Origin of the sequence: Bacillus sp. AFS077874 (genome assembly GCF_002566505.1) — a bacterium.
Taxonomy (GTDB): Bacteria; Bacillota; Bacilli; order Bacillales; family Bacillaceae_G; genus Gottfriedia.
Window position 1 is genome coordinate 39,881 of the sequence record NZ_NUYF01000003.1, and the last position, 18,073, is coordinate 57,953.

Consider the following 18,073-nt stretch of genomic DNA (forward strand, 5'->3'; position numbering starts at 1 on the left):
AGTAAAGGATAACCATATCCCTTTGAATAGATCCTTTTAAATACTCTATTAATCTTAGACTATTTAAAAGTGCGTATTCTTCACCTATTTGAAGGGCTTTATATACCTTTAAAATTTCAACTTTTTTTGCGAACCAAGATAAAGTAGGACTTATCTCATTAGTGGAGAATATGTCCTACTTTATCTTGGTTTTTTTATGTCATTTAAATGTTTTCTTAAATTACTGTTTATAGAAGGGGTTTATTGATATGTATAAGGCCATGTATCATACTTTTGACCACCTAAGATTATCTGACAAGCAAACGCAAGTAGCGAATATTGCGTTCTTACATGACTTTAATGCAGTTTTAGAATCCCCCCATTTAAAAAATTTAGCAAAAAAAACACAGTTAATTCCCAACTCAGAGCATTGCCATAATCGTTTGTCCCATACTATTGACGTATGCCATGTTTCAGGCTTAATCGTGGAACATCTTAACCATTATTTTCAAGAGAATAATATTACACCCATAAATAAAGATTTAGTAAAGGCTATTAGTCTAGCTCATGATATTGGTCATCCACCATATGGACATACCGGTGAACGAGCGCTAGATGAAATGATGAAAACTATGGGTGGATTTGAATCGAATGCACAGAGCGTTAAAATTTTAGTTAATAGTTCGGATGATTTTAAATACAGAACCCTTACAGCCTTAATGAAATACAAAACCAAAATTCCTTTAATTAGAGAAGAATATAACGGTTTAATCAAAGGCTATTACGGGTATATGACAGACTATTTAGAACCCTTATTTTTGACATATCAAGAAAATGTCATTGAACAATCGATTGTAGACATAGCAGATACATTATCCTATGCCCTATCAGATCTAAAAGATTTAATTCAATTTTATGGAGAAAATAGATTTGCTCAATTACTTAACAAATATTTTACTGAAGGCGCGATGCTAGAAGAGGCAATGCTTTTTTTCCCTGAAATTAGTAGATCTGAATTACTTTATTTCATTCCAAAGATTATGGAAGACATTAAAAATAATATACTTAGGGAAATTTTACAAAATTACCGTAAGTTCATATCGGAACCACTACAATCTATTATCCATGATTTTATAGATACATTAGTGATCAAGATAAACTATGCACAACCAATGTATAGTAAATTGAGTCTCCTAATAGAAAATGAATTAAAACTTTTTCTATTAAATCAAATTACAAAGAAATGTTTCTTAGAAAGAAAAGTTAATAGAGAAATAGATAAAAAGATTACTCATAATATCCAGTTCACCTACGATTATCTTTTTAACTTAAATAGTGAGAATTCTTTGTTGAAATTAGATAAGGAAGTCTTACAACAATTGATTAATATCTCTAATATTATTGAGCGTTCACGTTTTGTTTGTGATGTAATATGTCATTTAGGTGATATGGATATTGGAAATTTTGTAAGAAAATCCAATAAAAAAATAATTGTAGTATAACAGGAGGAAATAATATGAGTATAAATGTAAAACAATCTGTCGAGCAGTTCAGTTTAAATAGTAAAGAGTATTTTGAAAACAGATACGAATTATATGAAAGATTACGAAATGATGCACCTGTTTTTTGGCATGAAGAAATGCAATCCTGGTTTATAGCTAGGTATGAGGATGTGTCCAAGAATTTACTTGGGGATAAATTTATTTCAAGTAATGTAATTCCGAATAAAATGAGTAATCTCGCTGAAGGAGAAGATCAACATTTTAAAGATATAATCGATATCATTAAGACTTGGATGGTCTATAATGATCGACCAGTTCATTCACAGTTAAAAGGTTATATGAACAGAGCCTTTTTAGTTAATGAAATTGAACTTATTGCTCCGGAAATTCAGAAAATTGTTTCTACAATCGTTGATAAAGTACTTGAAAAAAACATAAGTTCATTTGACTTTGTAAAAGAGATCGCACACCCTATTCCTGCGATGGTACTTTGTAAAATGTTAGGAATTCCTGGTGAAGAAGTTGACAGATTCATTAAGTGGTCTGATGATATCGCATTATTTATGCAAGATTTCGTTGTGTCTCATGTTCCTAGTAAAAAAATTAGTGAACAAGTTAGAGGAAGTGTAAGAGAAATTTGGACATACCTTTCAGATGCGATTGCGGAAAGACGAAAAGAAAAGAAAAATGATTTGTTAAGTAGGTTAATATCTGAGACTCCTGGTGAAGATGGTGAACTTACTGATGATCAATTAATTGCTCAAACAATGCACTTAATTTTCGGTGGACATAAAATTCCTCAATTTGTGTTAAGTAATACATTACATCTTCTATTTAAGAATCAAGATGTTCTAAAAATGCTTAAAAATGATATGTCTCTTCTTCCAAAAGTATTAGATGAAACAATGAGACTAGAAGGGCCAATCCAATATATTGTTAGACATGCTTCAAATGATATCGAATTACACGGACAGCAAATCAAGAAAAATGATTCAGTTTATTTCTTCTTAGCTTCTGCTGGCCGAGACGAGCGAGTATTTGCAAATCCTGACAAAATGGATATAAGTAGAACAGGTTTCCGTCATGTAGCTTTCGGTGGAGGTTATCATACTTGTATTGCTGCTGCTTTTGCTCGTGTAGAGATCATGGAGATTCTTAAGGAAGTAATAACTCGTTTTCCAACAATCGATTCATTATACGATTTAGAAAATCCAGAGTGGACTGCAAACCCTACTTTCACTGGAATGATCCAGATGCAAGTAAAAATCTAGCAGACTGTTGACAAATGCTCGCTTTCTTCGTTGCTTCGCCTGTTGAGCGGTGCTCATTACCCTCAAAGGTAACTCCGCTCCTCACCAGGCTTCGCGCCTCGAAAGTCAAGCGCTTGCAATCAGTCTGAAACTCAACTCAAGTTTTTGGACTCTGTTACACAATGATAGGAATAGAACAAAATTCTATTCCTATTTTTTCTAAGTTAGAGGTGATTAAAAATTGAATAATTGCGAGTTTCATAATACCACCATCTTAGTTGTTCACGAAATTTATGGTATTAACAAACATATAAAAGATATTTGCGACAGTTTAAATAAGTTAGGATTTACAGTTGTATGTCCAAATCTATTAAGTAATATTGAGAACTATTGCTATAAAGATGAAATCAAAGCTTATCAGCATTTTGTGAATGAGATTGGGTTTGAGTTAGCTACTAATAAAATGATCACTCTTGCAAAAGAACTTCGAACTAAGTGTGCTAATTTGTATATTTTGGGTTTTAGTGTAGGTGCAACGATTGCATGGCTATGCAGTAAATATGACGGGTTATTTGATGGAGTAATTGGATTTTATGGTTCGAGGATTAGGGACTATTTAGAGGTTAGTCCAAAATGTGAGACCCTACTAGTATTCCCAACAAAAGAAAAATCATTTGCCCCTGAAATTGTCATAACTGAATTGAAAACAAAAGATAGGATTCAAATTCTTAATGTAGAAGGAAGTCATGGTTTTACCGATCAATCAACTTCTAATTATGATCAGTATGCTACTGAATATTGTTTTCAAAAAGTGCGTGATTTTATTATGAAACAAAATAATAATTTTTCCGAAACTGGAGGAATCAAATGACCGCTCAAAGATGGATGTCTTTACAGTTTTTTGGGTTTTTCTTCACTTTCGGAATCTTCGTGCCCTATTGGTCTACTTGGCTAACAACAAGTAAAGGTTTTACAGCTGATGAAGCTGGACTAATCATTGCTTTAGGATTAATAACAAGGTCAATAACAACCTTTTTTATTTTTCCATTTATCAGTAGATACCTAAATTTAGCAAGATTAAATCAAGTGGTTTCCTTAACTTCTGTTACGCTATTAATCATATTAATCCCGTTTAATAGTTTAATTGCAGTAGCTTTTATTACAGTTTTACTAAGCCTTGTTTATCCAATGCCTTTAGCTATGTATGAGTCTATGGCATCTATCCTTATTAGGGAAAGCAAAATAGAGTATGGAAAGAGTAGATCATATGGTTCGATTGGCTATATTATTTCTCTATCATTAACTGGAATAATCATATCTTTAAAAAGTGAAAATGTAGTTATTTACTTTTTGATCATTGGATGTGTTCTACTTTCTTTCTTAACTACCATTAACGCTCCTTTACCTTTAAAAGCAAAAATCATATCAAAGAAAGTTCCATTGTTTAAGTTGTTTAAATCAAAAGCATTTTTAATAGTTTTAGCGATCTGCATCACCCTTCAGGCTGCACATGCAGCATATTATAGTTATGCTGTGCTTTTTTTGAAAAGTATTGGGGTAAAAACTAGTTTAACAGGATTCATCTTAATCATTGCAGTAATATCAGAAATTGTTTTCTTCTATATATCAGACTCTCTATTTAAAAGACGATCTGTTCCAGTTTTATTACTGTTTAGTGTAAGTGCATCCATATTAAGATGGGTATTGATCTTTTCGTTTAACAGTATTTCAGTTTTTGTATTGTCTCAATTATTACATTCTATTACGTTTGGGCTTACTCAGTATGCCTTTGTAAAATACTTAGATGAAAACATTGAAAATAAGTACTTCCCCTTTGCTCATGGAGTTTATGCAGCTCTGGGTTTAAGTTTAGGTAGCGGTATTTTAACATTAGTAAGTGGTTACCTCTACTCTATATCTCCATCTTTTGCTTTTTTAGGTATGGCATTAGTCTGTATCCCCTGTTTAGGATTGTGTTACTTTTTGAAATTAACATTAGGGGATCAAAATAACTTAACAGGAGAGATAAGTGAAAATGTTACTAGTAAAAGAAAAAGTGTATAGTACTAACAAGTCTGTAAAATCCGATGAAACTTTTCATACAGAAGTATTTCAAATGAAAGAAGAAAAAGTGATTAGGTTGAAATTTTTGAGTTCAAATTCTCCAAGAAATCAAGGTATCGGGTTTATATCCGAAAATGGTATATCAATCAACGATGCCCCAAAACAAAAAACAGTGATTATATGGAAAAGTGAAACTCAATCAGAACTAATCTTAAAATGCTCTAGTGGCTTTTTAAATGTTTTTAATGTGTGGGAAGAAGAACGAATGGTGGGATTCCATGATTTTCAGTCTGGTATGAGAATCAAAAAGGAGAATGATGTCATGTTCTACAATTGTAATGATGCTTTTGCAAATGGTGATTTTACCTCCCTAGTATTCTCGCTTCAAATACTATAAAGCTAAATAGATTGAAAAATTCCATTGTCTATCCGATTAAAATAAAAAAAGCAGAGTTGAATTTTTTCAACTCTGCTTTTTACTAAAAATTTTATATTTTCTTTTCCTTAATCCAATTCATCTTTACCTGTCTATTTTTGGAAAGAATAGGAAAAACTAAATTAAGATTCGATATAGTAAACTTTTGTTCAATCTAGAAAGTAGGTATTAAACATGACTGAAGATTTTTTTGCTGATTATGAAAAATTTGTTGTTCCACCTTTATATCAAAATACAGGTGAGAAACGAAAATTTAATCCTAAAGACTATGCATCATATTACATCTTAACTGTATCATTAAATGACTCTCTTATATCAAATTGGAACGATGCAGCTAAATATAAAATTGACGTCCGAAACTGTATAGATCACGTATTAAATGATTTTAATGAAAAAAAAGGTGGTAAATATCATCTACAATTACTTGAATTTGAAAGTGATAAATCCTATTTTGTCATTGCCTTGTCTATAAAAAATAAAATTGAAAAAGAAAAAATCAATGGAATTATTTCAAAGTATATTGAACAACTTGTTTCAAACTCTTTTTATATTGGACAAAGCTGGTACTGGCTAATTGGTCAAAAAGGGAAAAGAGACCGAAAACTCTTCAATATATCAATAAAGGAATACATGCACTAATATTATTCGGCATTGATATAAATTTTTCTAACCAATTCCCATTCTTACTATTAATATCCTCCTCTCTTAAATTTCCTCTTCTAAACAAGCTTTAACAAAGCTACCTAACTGTTCTTTATATAGAACGTACGAATCCTTGTATTTTAAAGATGTTCTAATCATCTGTATCGAATACTTGATAAGCTTCTTTAATATTTCCACTAAAAGAAAAATGAGCCAATCAACTAATCGGCTCATTTCTAAAACTTATGTCAGCTAATGTCAGTTAATTTAGTCCCTTAAACCCATACTTCTCTAATATCTTCATAGACTCATCATTTTGAAGATATTCATAGAATTTTTTAGCTTCTTTAGGTTGCTTGCTATTTTTTATTACGCCTAACGGATAAATAATTGGATCATGTGTACTTTCAGCTGCAGTTGCTACAATCTTAACTTTTGTTGATTTCAGCGCATCTGTTTTATATACAATCCCTGCATCTACATTATTTGTTTCTACATAAGAAAGTACTTGTCTAACATCCTTACCATATACTACTTTTCCTTCAATTGATTTCCAAACATTTAAATTTTCCAATGTTTCTTTACCATATTGTCCTGCTGGTACCGCTTCTGGCGTACCGATTGAAATTTTATCTGCTTTCGTAAGATCCTCAAAGGAGTTAATTTCTTTTTTTGTATCTTTTGGTACAACTAATACCAGTTCATTCCCAACTACATCTTTACCTTGGCTCTTATCAATTAGATCATCTTGTACTAGATTATTAAATTTGTCTTCTGCAGCCGAGAAGAAAAGATCTACCGGTGCTCCTTGAGAAATTTGTTGTTGTAATGCTCCGGATGCTCCAAAGTTAAAATTTATTTTCACATTAGGATTTGCCTTTTCAAAGTTTGCTTTAATATCATTTAGTGCATCCTGTAAGCTAGCTGCTGCTGAGATCGTCAATTCCACATTCTTTTGAACAGTTTCTTGTTTCTTGCCTGTAGACTTTGTAGCTTGTTCATTTGTTGAACAACCGGATACTGCTAGTCCTAATAACATCGTTATCGATAAAAATAAAGAATAAAATTTTTTCATTATTCATCAGCCTTCCTTTCTAAAACATAACTAGTTATATCTAATTATATTTAGTTATAACTAAATAAGAAATAGAATTTTAAAATTTCCATTAACCTTACTAGGAATATGCTTTTTAAAAGGCATTGAGTTAAAATAGAAAATGGAGGGATGTAAATGACGATGGAACTTTCCTATACAATCGAGGAAGTGTCACAGTTTTTAAAAGTATCGAAATTAACCATTTATGACCTTGTCAAAAAAGGTGAATTACCTGTATTCCGTGTAGGAAGACAGATGAGAATAGCAGCAAATGACTTGGATAATTACATAAAAAACAATAAAACCAATCCGAACACCACATTGCCTGCCTCTGTTTCTGAACCTCGCAGAAGCGATCCAAAAGAATCAAATCATGTTGTTATTAGTGGCCAAGATTTAGTTTTAGATATGCTCGGTAAACAGATCGAGAAAAACTCATCCTATAAATCTTTAAGATCTTTTACTGGAAGCTTAAACAGTCTTATTTCTATGTATAATGGCGAATGTGACATCGTTAGCCTTCATCTTTTTGACGGAGATACAGGAGAGTATAATCTACCATATCTTAAAAAAATTTTAGTGGGACATCCATTTATTTTATTCAATCTGCTATCTAGGAAAGCAGGTTTATATGTTAAAAAAGGTAACCCTTTAAAGATTACATCTTGGAAAGATTTAGAACGTGAAGATATAAAGATCATAAATAGAGAGAAAGGTTCGGGTGCACGAATTCTTCTCGATGAACAGCTCCGTATCAACGAAATTTCGTCTAAAAAAATTAACGGATATGAGCATGAAGAAAGCAATCATTTAAGCGTGGCCTCTGCTGTCTCTACCGGGGTAGCAGATGTTGGAGTCGGAATTGAAAAAGCTGCTAAAATTGTAGGAATTGATTTTATTCCACTAATCACAGAACAATATGACCTTGTCATCTTAAAAAAACCTCCAAATGAACGACTGATCAGAATTGTCACAGAAATTTTATCTTCAAATCAGTTTCAATCAGAGGTTGATTCTTTAGGAGATTATGATACTTCCAGGACCGGGAAAATTATATATGAGACAAATTAAAAGAAGGCTACTGAATTTGTAGCCTTTTTTTTGCCGTTTATTTGAAAAGTAAGCGTTATTCAAAAAGACCAAATCAATTATGATTTGGTCCTATATTTAAAACTATAATGAGTTAAAACATACTCACATCATACATTGTATTAACAGAAGATTTTTTATGTAAGGATTTAATTTCCTCTTCAATTTCTCGACAATTCCTTACGATTTCCTTTATATATGAAATAATTTGTAAACATCCAAAAGAAGGCACCACTTTAGATTCGTCGTCACACTCAATTAACTTTATGCCGAATTCAATTTCTAAACTAATGATTGATTCTTTCAAGTCAGCTTCATTCATAAAAAATTTCTGTGCTGCAATCGTAAAGGAACCACTCTCTAAAACCCCACAAAGATGACTTAATTGTTCAATTTTCATATTACTTCCTCCATACTCTAAGATGTTCCTTTTCCTGATCTAGTTTTATTATATTAAGTGTTGATGTGATTTTAATTTTGAAAAAAAGTATCAATATTGTTTTTTCTGATTAAATAATGATTTTTCACTGAATTAATCGTTTATAACTGCGTATGTAATCTCCTTCCTAAAAACCAACTGAACAATTTCAAATAATACCAACCAATAAAGGAAAAGTTCTACAATTAAAATTGATTTCCCTTTGATTTAAACTTGGGTTATTTTTGCCTTGATTTTATTGAATTTTCCAGTTTGATACGGCTAATTTCAGAAGAAATCTATGTTAAATAGGCCAATATTATATTACTCAAATAGAAAAACCACCTATAATTGGTGGTTTTCTAAGGGATTCTCTATTCTTAAAATCTTTTTAACTATAAATATTCATTTGGGGGAATTGGGTTAAAAGCTATTATTTTTTCCAAAAAAGCTTGTTAACACACTATATTTCTAAGCAAAATTTAATTATTAATACGGCTTAAATCAAACTAGTTACTTCCTCAGTTGCTTATAAAGTTTGTGAACTAATCAAACTAATTTAGTAAGTTTCTAAAATTTGACATAAAAATGATGAAGGAAAACTATACAAATATGATATTCTCTATGTGTAATAAAAACGATTGGAAACGGAGGTAAATATTGTGAGTTTTATTCACAGAAGAACAAGCAAAAAAATAATTTCTCTATTATTTTTTTGAACGCTTATGATGAGCCCCTTAGCAGTACATGCTGCAACTAAAAATTTTACTTTTAGTATGACACATCAACTTTCCATTGGAACCTATAAATCTACAAAAGGAAGTGTAACTGGTAAGGTTAATATGAAAAATTGGGGAGGTGACAAATACTTCACAATTCATGTATATGAAGTAAAAGGTGGCTCAAGTGTATTAATCACTAGATTAGGATTTGAAGAGTCCAGTATTGGTTCCCCATATGTGGATACCGATGATTCAGTCATTACTGGTCACACATATACTTATGAAATATGGAAAATATGAATGGAAAAAGAATTCAAGGTTCAGGATCACTAAGTTATTAAGTCTGCTAATATGAAAGGCTGGTACAATTGATTGTTAAATTTCTTATTTCCTAGCACAATTATTTCTACTTTTTTTATCCTTTATTTTGGATATCAATTTCTAAAAGGTTCAATAACTCTCCTAAAACTTCTTTATTGGTTAATTTTTGGTATTTACTTTACATGTATTATTAACTTCACTTTATTTCCTTTCCCCTATCAAAAATATTTAATTCAAGTAATGATAGAAGATCAGTTGGGACATAATCATAATTTTATTCCCTTTAAATCGATCGTAGATACCATCAATTATGGCTCAATTTCAATTGTTCTAAAACAAATTGCTGGTAATGTTTTATTATTTATACCACTAGGATTTGCATTCCCTATTCTATTTTTTAAAATAACAAACAAAAAAACGATTTTAATAGGTTTTACATTAAGTCTAGCAATCGAATTAATTCAAGCTATTTCTGGACTGTTCCTTGGCTATAACTACAGATCATGTGATATTGATGACATAATACTAAATACAATTGGAACAATTATTGGACTAGCTATGTATAAAGCAAGTTCCAGATACTTTAAAAGTTTTGAAGAGTTCATAGATAAAAACCTAACTTTGTAAATCTACTAGATTTTTAAGAATGTTTCCACAAAATATAGGGGTTGATTAAATCAATCACCCCCTTTGCTAAAAAGTAATACTTATTTAAGCTACAATTTCTTTTTTACTTTGAACCGCTATATTTTTAGTAAGTAAGCTAACTACGACTAAAAATACAAGATTTACAACTAAACCAATCACACCGATATTCAAATCTTTAATATATTGAGGCAGTGCTGGGAATAATGATCCGATTGTTGTATTACTTATAGTGACATAAGTAACTGTTGCAACTCCAGTAAAAATACCAGCAAATGCACCTTGCTTCGTTACAAAGTTCTTTTTCATTAAACTAAAGACAAGTGTTGGGAACAATTGAGTAACTAGACTGTATCCCATTAAAAGCAGAGTTACTAATGTAGTTCCACCATTAAATGTGAAAAAAACTGCGAATAATGCAACTACAGGAACTAGATATTTAGCTAAAACTGCAACCTGCTTTTCTGTTGCAGTTGGTACAAACACTTTATAAATATTTTTTGAAATTAAAGTAGCAGATGCCATTAGAATCATCGAACCCGGCACGATTGCCGTCAATACCCCTGCTCCACCAATGATTCCAACAAACCACGGGTTAAAAGATTGTTTACTTAATTTTAATAAAGACAGATCGGCATCCGGACCTTGTAGTCCAGGAACTTGAAGAATTGCTGCAAATCCTACGAAAAACACAAAAAGCAACACAAGTTGGTATAAAGGCATGATAATCGCATTTTTACGAAATACGTTTTCACTTTTAGCTGAATAAATGGAGCCAAAAGTATGCGGCCACATATAAAAACCTAAGGCTGTTAGAAGAACTGTAGAATTAAACCAAGATACACTTAATCCCTCTTTAGGGAGATTTAGAAAACCTGGTTTAGCTTTATCAACTGCTTCAAACATCGCTTGGAATCCACCATAATAATGAAAAGGTAGATAAATTCCTAGAAAAAGAACAACACCAAGAATCATAATGTCCTTTAACGCTGCAGTCCATGCAGATCCATGGATACCAGATATCATTACATAAATAGTCACTGAAATAGCACCGATCCAAATTGCAAAAGTTGGTGAAATCATTCCATAAGAAGCCTCTGAAACGATGCTTCCTAACCCTTTTAATTGTAGTACTAGGTAAGGAATTACAGCAGATACACCAACTAATGAAACTAAAACGCCAAGGGCTTTACTTTTGTATTTACTTGCAAAAAAGTCCGGTTGAGACATTAAATTATTTTCTTTAGCATATTTCCATATTTTTGGAAGCAACCAGTAAGACATAATGTAAGCAAGTGCACCGTAAGCAGTGATATAGTATGTTGGACCACCTTTTCCATAAGCCCAACCACTTCCACCTAGGAACGTAAAGGTTGTATAGATTTCACCTGCCATTAAAAGAAAGACGAAAATCGTACCAAATCCTCTTCCACCAACACTCCATTGCTCAAGATTCATGTCTTTTCCTTTCCTAGCTTGTACCCCTAGAAAAATCGATACTGCAAGAAAAAGAAAAATTATAATTAATGCACTATTCATCTTATCTGTCCCCCTTATTCGCCGTATCTAATTTAAAGATAATCAACATAACTGGTGTTGATAAAACAGTCCAAAGTACAACCCAAAAAAGTAGAAAAGGCATTCCTAATACAAATGGCTCAACGTGGTTTGCCCAAGATGAAAAGCCCAGAATAGCAATAAATGGAATAAGTGCTAATAAATGATAGATTTTCAAAAATTGTTCCCCACTTTCAATTTTAAATTTATATTAGTTTTAATATTCAGAAAATAAAGGTTTAGATTAAGTAGATCCTTATAAAATAAGGTCTACTTAACCATAAGTCTATTAATCTAAAAGCTTAAATGTTGCATGAACGAATAACTTTACACCAATTTCCAAAGCATCCTCGTCTATTGTAAAACGTGCATGATGATGCGGATAAGTAATATCTTTTTCTTTGTTTCCTGCTCCCACATAGAAGAAAGTTCCTGGTGCCTTTTGTTGGAAAGCAGAGAAATCTTCACCGCCCATGTTTGGTTTCATAAGGTCGAGAGTCTTTTCATCAAACACTTCTAGAATCGTTTCTTCAATAGCCTTCGTAATCTGCTCATCGTTGATAACAGGGCGATATCCAAACTCATAATCAAATTTGTATTGTGCCCCATGAGCCTCAGTTATTCCTTTTATAATTCGTTCCATAAGGTCAGGAACTGATTTCCTAAGGTCGGCGTTGAAACTTCGAACTGTTCCACAGATTTCAACCGAACCTGGGATTACGTTATGAGTTGTACCTCCAATAAACTTGGTAACAGAAAGTACTAGATTATCAAGCGGATCAGTATTTCTAGAAACGATATGTTGAAGATTCGTTACAACTTGAGAAGCGATCGCAATTGAATCAATCGTGTCATGAGGAAGTGCTGCATGTCCACCCTTACCTTCAACAGTAATATAGAAAGTATCTGGAGCAGCCATCATCGGTCCATAAGCTACACCTACTGTACCTAGTTTCATAGGAGCCCAAAGATGAGCACCAATTACCATATCAACTCCATCCATTACTCCTGCTTGTACCATTTCCTCTGCACCACCAGGAAACAACTCTTCGGCGTGTTGAAACAAAAAGCGAACTTCACCTTTGATCTTATCTTTTAAACTAGTTAAAATTTTTGCTGTGCCTAGAAGCATTGCTGTATGACCATCATGCCCACAAGCATGCATTACACCTGGATTTGTAGAGGCAAATTCAAAAGTGTTTTCTTCCTCGATCGGTAAAGCATCCATATCTGCACGAATTGCTAGCACCTTGCCGGGCTGAGAACCAATCAGACGAGCCATAACACTAGTCTTTGTTGGACGAGATATCTCTAAATTCCCGAAAGTTTGAAGTGTATCATACACATATTGAGCTGTTTTTTCCTCGTGAAAAGATAACTCCGGATTCTGATGGAAATGCCTTCTCCACTTAATTACTTCTTCTTTTGTTTGCTCTACTAAACTATCTAATGATATTGTTTGCATTATTGTATCTCCCTCTATTCATTATTAGATAACTGAAGTACAGTATGATAAAGTACATTAGCACCGTCTGTACAATCTTCCTTTGAACTCCATTCAGCTGGATTATGGCTTATTCCATCTTTTGAACGGATAAAAAGCATCCCGATAGGACATAGACTTGTAAGCTGCATGCAATCGTGCCCAGCTCCACTTGGGATAAAAAATGGTTCTACACCTATCGTTTCACAAGCTAGTTTTGCTATATCTTGTATTTCATTAGAGCATAATGAAGGTGCAATGCGTTGTAAAACTTCAACTTGCAATCCTACACCACGTTGTCCACATAAATTTTTAGCTCCTTCTAAAATTCGGTTTTCTACCCCATCCCGAATTGCTTCATTTACATCACGCAGATCCAAGGTGAATTCAACCTTCCCAGGAATTATATTGATTCCTCCAGGAAACAGCTGCAATTGACCAACTGTTCCAACCGTTGAACCTGTCTTAGCTGACTCAGTTTCAATTAGTTGAACAATCTGGGAAGCAGCAACTAAGGCATCGTTACGGTCATTCATTGGAGTTGTCCCCGCATGCCCTGCTTTACCTTCAATTGTGAATTTAAGCCACAATGGGCCTGCGATTCCTGTAACAATACCAACCGATAAATTATCGTTTTCAAGCACCTTACCTTGTTCAATATGTAATTCTACATAGGCTTTTACTGATCCAATACTTCTGACTGACTGATCAATTAATAATGGGTCATAACCTGCCTCGCTCATCGCTTGAGCTACAGTAATTCCTTGTTGATCCTTATTTTGGAGTTCTTCCAAAGTGAGTGTTCCAGCAATTCCTCGACTCCCAATCATTCCAAAGCTAAATCTTGCACCTTCTTCATCTGTAAAGACAATTACTTCAATAGGATGTACTGTTGTAATTCCCTGTTCATTCATCGTCTGGAGAATTTCAATCCCAGAGAGAACGCCAAGTGGTCCGTCAAAATTTCCGCCATTATATACAGAATCAATATGAGAGCCTACGAGTACAACAGGTGCGTTTTGATTAGTTCCTTCTTTACGTCCAATAAGATTTCCAACGGTGTCTTCGTAAACTTTTAATCCTGCTTCAACCATATAGGAAGTAACTAATTCTTTAGCTTTTCTCTCATTTTCAGTAAAGGACAAACGAGTAATTCCTCCAGATTCTTGTTTTCCTACGGACCCGAGTTCCATAAGGCGATTCCACAATCTATCCTGATTAATCATTTTTCCTCCCATTACAAACTAATATTTAAGGTCTATTTATGGCTATGACCATAACTATATCACTAATTATTTATTTTGTTAAGTAATAATATTCAGAATATTAAATTTTCCTATTTTTCTAATATCAAAGGCTAATTTTATAAATATTTCTAGGCCTTCCACGCGAATAAGGGGTTTCCTCTCCAACAACTTGAGCAATTCCTTGTTCCTCTAATTCTTTTAAAATTCTACGCGCGCTTCTCGGCATGATTTGCATATATTGTGCTAGTTCGTGAGCTCCAATCTCACTCTTTCCTATTTTTTTAAGAATAGATTCTAACTTACTAAGTGTCGAAATGCTTAAAGATGTTTGTTCGCTTATTTTTTGTAGTTCTTTTGAGACATAAGAATATGTAATTTGTTCCTCTCTTCCCAATGGACCCGCTATCGTTTGATTATCGAGAGCAACCATCCAACTTCCTTTTCCATACTCTCTAGCATGAAATAACGCTCTTCCGGCATGAATTTCTGCTTCGTAAGCCGTTTTACCGATTCCAATTCCACACGTAATGACTTCTTTCTTTAATTCTTCGAGATCTTCCAAATTCGGTATAATAGAAAATTCATTCGTTATATCCTGTAAAAGCCCTCGGGTTGTAAAAATGACATATCTACCAGGACCAGCAGATTTAAGTGATCCTTGAAGTTTATTTGCGTAAACAAGAAGCTTCTCTGCCATTTTAATTTCTATTTTGTAAATTTCATCAGTTGAAAAAGTATCCTTCGCCAAACCAAAATAAGAGTCAATCTCAATCATTTGAACTGCAATTTGACTTTCCTTAAAATGTAACATCTCATAAGTTCGAAGTGCTAAATTTAGGACAGACTCAATAGCTGACTTAGCAGGAAGTACGCGATAAACAGGGACACCCATTTTCTCAAGTTCGATATGTGCCGAACGAAGACATGTAACTGCTGCTTTCGTTTTCCCACTTTTCCATAAATCATAGTGGTATCCTGCAAGTACATTTGCATCAACTTCCCCTTCATAATATTTCAAAAATAAATGATCAGCTTTAATTTCGGCTTCATCTAAAATACTTTTGAGTTCATCATAATGGAAGTTATCAAAGCTGATTTGCTCCATTGCAATCTGGTTATGATAGAATATTTGTAACAAAGTTTTATATAGACTCGGTCCAGTGTGGGGCGTAAAAAACATGGGTTTTGTAATTCCACCCCAACTTTTTGCTATTGCATAAGGGACCTTGCCTGAAAAAAGCCAAATATCATAATCATTTGCAATAGGACTTAAAAGATCAGGTATTTCCTCTTCTCTCCAATAGATAATTGGAGTACATTCAAATTCAGGGTATTCCTTTATTACAGATTGAATAACGTCAATCGAATCATCAGATCCAAGTAAACCTAAACGGATTTTTTTCATCATTTCCTCCACTACTCTAAAATAAATAAAATTCCTAAAATGGTAATGCAGCAGGCAATCAACTTAGCTGCTGTAATTTTTTCTTTATAATAAATTCTTGCTAAAAACAATGCAAATATTGGTGAGGTATAAGCTAAAGCTACAACTAGAGTCCCATTGGCAATCTTTAAGGCTGCAAACAATGCGATCCATTGAGAAATCGCAAGCACCCCGCGAATCGAAAGGTGCATATTCAGTTTAGGGTACCAAATTTTCGGACGATGTATTAAATAGATTATTAGGGCAATCCCACTCGCTCTGAAAAAATAAAGTGTGGGGGCGTTTATCCATTGATGAACGAGCAATTGTTGTGTAGGAACCATGCTGAGTCCAGCAGTAACTGCAGCTGCAACTCCTAATAAATTCCCTGATTTTTTTATTTCTACTAATGGAGATAACATGTTTCTACCTCTTACGTTCAGGAAATATACACCAAGCACAATAAGCAATACCGGAATTAAAATATGTATATCGAATCCATGCAATATGCTATTTGGAATAAACGTGAATAATGGAGTTAACGCAGTATACACTGCTAGTTGAGATACTTCTATTCGTCCTAGCGCTAAGAAAAATGTTACATTAGACAATGCATCCAAAATAATTACAATGATTAATAAACCTATTGTAGCTGGGGTAATAGAAAAGGAATAATACCAAGGCATTACGCAACCTAACAAAATGGTGACCACTAGAAAAGATGTTACAATAAAACTATTATTATCCTTCATTTGCATTGTTATTTTTTTAGCATACAACGCATTTACTGCATTCAAAAAAGAACTAATTAATGCAAGAAAAAACATACTATATTCCCCTCTCTCTCTAGTTCATTATCTGGCTAAATGTACAAGTAAGTTTCCATAAACTTCAACTGCATACGTAATTGTTTTTTCATTAAAGTCGAATGAACAATTATGATGTCCTGCAGCCAATTCAGTTCCAAACAATAGATAAGTAGCCATCCCACCATTTTTTTGAACCTCTTTCATCATATACGTTACATCTTCTGAAGCAAGAAAAGGCTGAGAAATAACAATTTCACTCGTTTGTTTAACTTTTGATCCTATATCATATACAAGATTTGCAAGATCAGCGTCACAATCTGCTATAATCGAACGTCCTACTACTTCGGTATGTTCCTTAATCCCATACAACTGAGCAACAGATTGTATGATCCGTATAGATTCATTCTTCATATATTGATCAACCTCATTGGTCGTTCCTCTTGTTTCAAATTTTAGCTTAGCATGCGCTGGAATAATGTTTCGACCTTCTCCACCTTGAATCACTCCAACATTTATTCTTGAATCTCCTAATCCATGACGTGAGATTGCATACAATTGCAATGTAATAGTAGATGCCGCAAGTAATGCATTCCTACCTTCATGTGGTGCTAATGCAGCATGGGCCTGCACACCTTCCAGTTCTAAATCAAACTTGGTTGACGCGAAAAAATCTGTTACGCCACAGACAAGTTGGTTTTGTTTTGTTGCTGTTACACCAATATGACCACTAAAGAAATAATTAACATCATCTAAGACTCCCGAATCAACCATCGCTCTCGCACCACGCGCACCTTCTTCAGCAGGTTGAAATATGAGTTTAATTTTTCCTGAAAGCTCCCCTTTCATTTTTGAAATCAATTGTGCCATTCCTAACCCAATTGCAATATGTCCATCGTGTCCACAAGCATGCATATAGCCTTCTACTTTCGAATGAAAACCTCGATTCCATGGAACATGATTTGATCCTTTATTCTCAGCTATTTCCAATGCATCAATATCAAATCTGAAGGCAAGTGTTGGACCAATCCGCCCTGTATCCCAAATGCCTACTACACCAGTTAAACCGCCTTTCATTTTCTCAATCCAATACGAATTTGCCCCAAACGACAATGTCCGCTCTTTTGCTTCTTCTATCGTTTTTTCATCCGGGACACCCATTCTCGATTCAGGTACAATGATTTCCCTTCCTACTTTCACTTCAAATCCCAATTCAGACAAGAAATCTGCTATGAGAGATGAGGTTCGGAATTCTGTCCATCCTATCTCAGGAAAACAGTGGATATCACGCCTAATATTGATTAAACTTCCTTTCATCTTATCAACCAATTCTGAGATTAATTCTTCCACGTCGTTTGCCTCCTAATAGAATGATTAAATTAAACAACAAGCC

Annotated in this window: 18 protein-coding genes; 9 read left to right on the top strand and 9 right to left on the bottom strand. The window is 33.5% G+C overall.

What is annotated here, in order from left to right; all coding sequences use genetic code 11:
• The first annotated feature begins 248 nt into the window (after nucleotides 1-248).
• The 6 genes from COJ46_RS01110 (at nucleotide 249) to COJ46_RS01135 (ending at nucleotide 5,870) form a co-directional block, all read left to right on the top strand.
• Nucleotides 249-1,481: an HD domain-containing protein gene (locus tag COJ46_RS01110; RefSeq protein WP_097978466.1), complete on the top strand. Its 1,233-nt coding sequence runs from the start codon at nucleotides 249-251 to the stop codon at nucleotides 1,479-1,481.
• Between the two features lie 14 nt (nucleotides 1,482-1,495).
• On the top strand, nucleotides 1,496-2,752 hold the full coding sequence (locus tag COJ46_RS01115) for a cytochrome P450 (protein WP_097978465.1): 1,257 nt from the start codon (nucleotides 1,496-1,498) through the stop codon (nucleotides 2,750-2,752).
• Nucleotides 2,753-2,972: 220 nt separating this feature from the next.
• Nucleotides 2,973-3,602: a dienelactone hydrolase family protein gene (locus COJ46_RS01120; protein WP_097978464.1), complete on the top strand. Its 630-nt coding sequence runs from the start codon at nucleotides 2,973-2,975 to the stop codon at nucleotides 3,600-3,602.
• On the top strand, nucleotides 3,599-4,795 hold the full coding sequence (locus tag COJ46_RS01125; RefSeq protein WP_097978463.1) for an MFS transporter: 1,197 nt from the start codon (nucleotides 3,599-3,601) through the stop codon (nucleotides 4,793-4,795). Before COJ46_RS01120 ends, COJ46_RS01125 begins: the two co-directional genes overlap by 4 nt.
• A complete protein-coding gene (locus tag COJ46_RS01130; RefSeq protein ID WP_097978462.1) occupies nucleotides 4,767-5,192 on the top strand; it encodes a hypothetical protein in 426 nt (141 codons plus the stop codon). The genes COJ46_RS01125 and COJ46_RS01130 overlap by 29 nt, the downstream gene beginning before the upstream one ends.
• 213 nt (nucleotides 5,193-5,405) lie before the next feature.
• Nucleotides 5,406-5,870, top strand: a complete 465-nt coding sequence (locus COJ46_RS01135) for a hypothetical protein (protein ID WP_097978461.1) — start codon at nucleotides 5,406-5,408, stop codon at nucleotides 5,868-5,870.
• Between the two features lie 265 nt (nucleotides 5,871-6,135).
• Here COJ46_RS01135 and modA read toward each other — a convergent pair whose 3' ends face one another.
• Nucleotides 6,136-6,948: a molybdate ABC transporter substrate-binding protein gene (gene modA / locus COJ46_RS01140; RefSeq protein WP_097978460.1), complete on the bottom strand. Its 813-nt coding sequence runs from the start codon at nucleotides 6,946-6,948 to the stop codon at nucleotides 6,136-6,138.
• Nucleotides 6,949-7,104: 156 nt separating this feature from the next.
• Between modA and COJ46_RS01145 the strand changes: the two genes are divergently transcribed.
• Nucleotides 7,105-8,040 (top strand): helix-turn-helix transcriptional regulator, encoded by a 936-nt coding sequence (locus COJ46_RS01145; protein WP_097978459.1) that lies wholly within the window; start codon nucleotides 7,105-7,107, stop codon nucleotides 8,038-8,040.
• Nucleotides 8,041-8,152: 112 nt separating this feature from the next.
• Here COJ46_RS01145 and COJ46_RS01150 read toward each other — a convergent pair whose 3' ends face one another.
• Nucleotides 8,153-8,458 (bottom strand): helix-turn-helix domain-containing protein, encoded by a 306-nt coding sequence (locus tag COJ46_RS01150; RefSeq protein ID WP_097978458.1) that lies wholly within the window; start codon nucleotides 8,456-8,458, stop codon nucleotides 8,153-8,155.
• Nucleotides 8,459-9,204: 746 nt separating this feature from the next.
• Between COJ46_RS01150 and COJ46_RS01155 the strand changes: the two genes are divergently transcribed.
• Nucleotides 9,205-9,498 carry a hypothetical protein gene (locus COJ46_RS01155; protein ID WP_097978457.1) on the top strand — a complete coding sequence of 98 codons (294 nt, stop codon included), beginning with the start codon at nucleotides 9,205-9,207 and terminating at the stop codon, nucleotides 9,496-9,498.
• 72 nt (nucleotides 9,499-9,570) lie between these two features.
• Nucleotides 9,571-10,146, top strand: coding sequence for a VanZ family protein (locus COJ46_RS01160; RefSeq protein WP_097978456.1), 576 nt, complete (start codon nucleotides 9,571-9,573; stop codon nucleotides 10,144-10,146).
• An 84-nt stretch (nucleotides 10,147-10,230) separates the two neighbouring features.
• Here COJ46_RS01160 and COJ46_RS01165 read toward each other — a convergent pair whose 3' ends face one another.
• The 7 genes from COJ46_RS01165 to COJ46_RS01195 all read right to left on the bottom strand — a co-directional run bounded on the left by COJ46_RS01165 (nucleotide 10,231) and on the right by COJ46_RS01195 (nucleotide 18,030).
• Nucleotides 10,231-11,703, bottom strand: a complete 1,473-nt coding sequence (locus tag COJ46_RS01165) for a sodium:solute symporter family protein (RefSeq protein ID WP_097978455.1) — start codon at nucleotides 11,701-11,703, stop codon at nucleotides 10,231-10,233.
• A gap of 1 nt (nucleotide 11,704) precedes the next feature.
• A complete protein-coding gene (locus COJ46_RS01170; RefSeq protein WP_097978454.1) occupies nucleotides 11,705-11,899 on the bottom strand; it encodes a DUF3311 domain-containing protein in 195 nt (64 codons plus the stop codon).
• A 111-nt stretch (nucleotides 11,900-12,010) separates the two neighbouring features.
• On the bottom strand, nucleotides 12,011-13,186 hold the full coding sequence (locus COJ46_RS01175) for a M20 family metallopeptidase (protein ID WP_097978453.1): 1,176 nt from the start codon (nucleotides 13,184-13,186) through the stop codon (nucleotides 12,011-12,013).
• 14 nt (nucleotides 13,187-13,200) lie between these two features.
• Nucleotides 13,201-14,430, bottom strand: coding sequence for a Zn-dependent hydrolase (locus COJ46_RS01180; protein WP_098565615.1), 1,230 nt, complete (start codon nucleotides 14,428-14,430; stop codon nucleotides 13,201-13,203).
• 124 nt (nucleotides 14,431-14,554) lie between these two features.
• Nucleotides 14,555-15,856 carry a transcriptional regulator gene (locus COJ46_RS01185; protein WP_097978451.1) on the bottom strand — a complete coding sequence of 434 codons (1,302 nt, stop codon included), beginning with the start codon at nucleotides 15,854-15,856 and terminating at the stop codon, nucleotides 14,555-14,557.
• 11 nt (nucleotides 15,857-15,867) lie between these two features.
• A complete protein-coding gene (locus tag COJ46_RS01190) occupies nucleotides 15,868-16,701 on the bottom strand; it encodes a DMT family transporter (protein WP_098565616.1) in 834 nt (277 codons plus the stop codon).
• A 27-nt stretch (nucleotides 16,702-16,728) separates the two neighbouring features.
• Nucleotides 16,729-18,030, bottom strand: a complete 1,302-nt coding sequence (locus tag COJ46_RS01195; RefSeq protein WP_218008674.1) for an amidohydrolase — start codon at nucleotides 18,028-18,030, stop codon at nucleotides 16,729-16,731.
• Nucleotides 18,031-18,073 lie beyond the last annotated feature (43 nt).

Coding starts and splice junctions, on each gene's coding strand:
- COJ46_RS01110 (WP_097978466.1), top strand. CDS start 249: ATGTATAAGGCCATGTATCATACTTTTGACCACCTAAGATTATCTGAC.
- COJ46_RS01115 (WP_097978465.1), top strand. CDS start 1,496: ATGAGTATAAATGTAAAACAATCTGTCGAGCAGTTCAGTTTAAATAGT.
- COJ46_RS01125 (WP_097978463.1), top strand. CDS start 3,599: ATGACCGCTCAAAGATGGATGTCTTTACAGTTTTTTGGGTTTTTCTTC.
- COJ46_RS01130 (WP_097978462.1), top strand. CDS start 4,767: ATGTTACTAGTAAAAGAAAAAGTGTATAGTACTAACAAGTCTGTAAAA.
- COJ46_RS01135 (WP_097978461.1), top strand. CDS start 5,406: ATGACTGAAGATTTTTTTGCTGATTATGAAAAATTTGTTGTTCCACCT.
- modA (WP_097978460.1), bottom strand. CDS start 6,948: ATGAAAAAATTTTATTCTTTATTTTTATCGATAACGATGTTATTAGGA.
- COJ46_RS01145 (WP_097978459.1), top strand. CDS start 7,105: ATGACGATGGAACTTTCCTATACAATCGAGGAAGTGTCACAGTTTTTA.
- COJ46_RS01150 (WP_097978458.1), bottom strand. CDS start 8,458: ATGAAAATTGAACAATTAAGTCATCTTTGTGGGGTTTTAGAGAGTGGT.
- COJ46_RS01155 (WP_097978457.1), top strand. CDS start 9,205: ATGAGCCCCTTAGCAGTACATGCTGCAACTAAAAATTTTACTTTTAGT.
- COJ46_RS01165 (WP_097978455.1), bottom strand. CDS start 11,703: ATGAATAGTGCATTAATTATAATTTTTCTTTTTCTTGCAGTATCGATT.
- COJ46_RS01175 (WP_097978453.1), bottom strand. CDS start 13,186: ATGCAAACAATATCATTAGATAGTTTAGTAGAGCAAACAAAAGAAGAA.
- COJ46_RS01180 (WP_098565615.1), bottom strand. CDS start 14,430: ATGATTAATCAGGATAGATTGTGGAATCGCCTTATGGAACTCGGGTCC.
- COJ46_RS01185 (WP_097978451.1), bottom strand. CDS start 15,856: ATGAAAAAAATCCGTTTAGGTTTACTTGGATCTGATGATTCGATTGAC.
- COJ46_RS01190 (WP_098565616.1), bottom strand. CDS start 16,701: ATGTTTTTTCTTGCATTAATTAGTTCTTTTTTGAATGCAGTAAATGCG.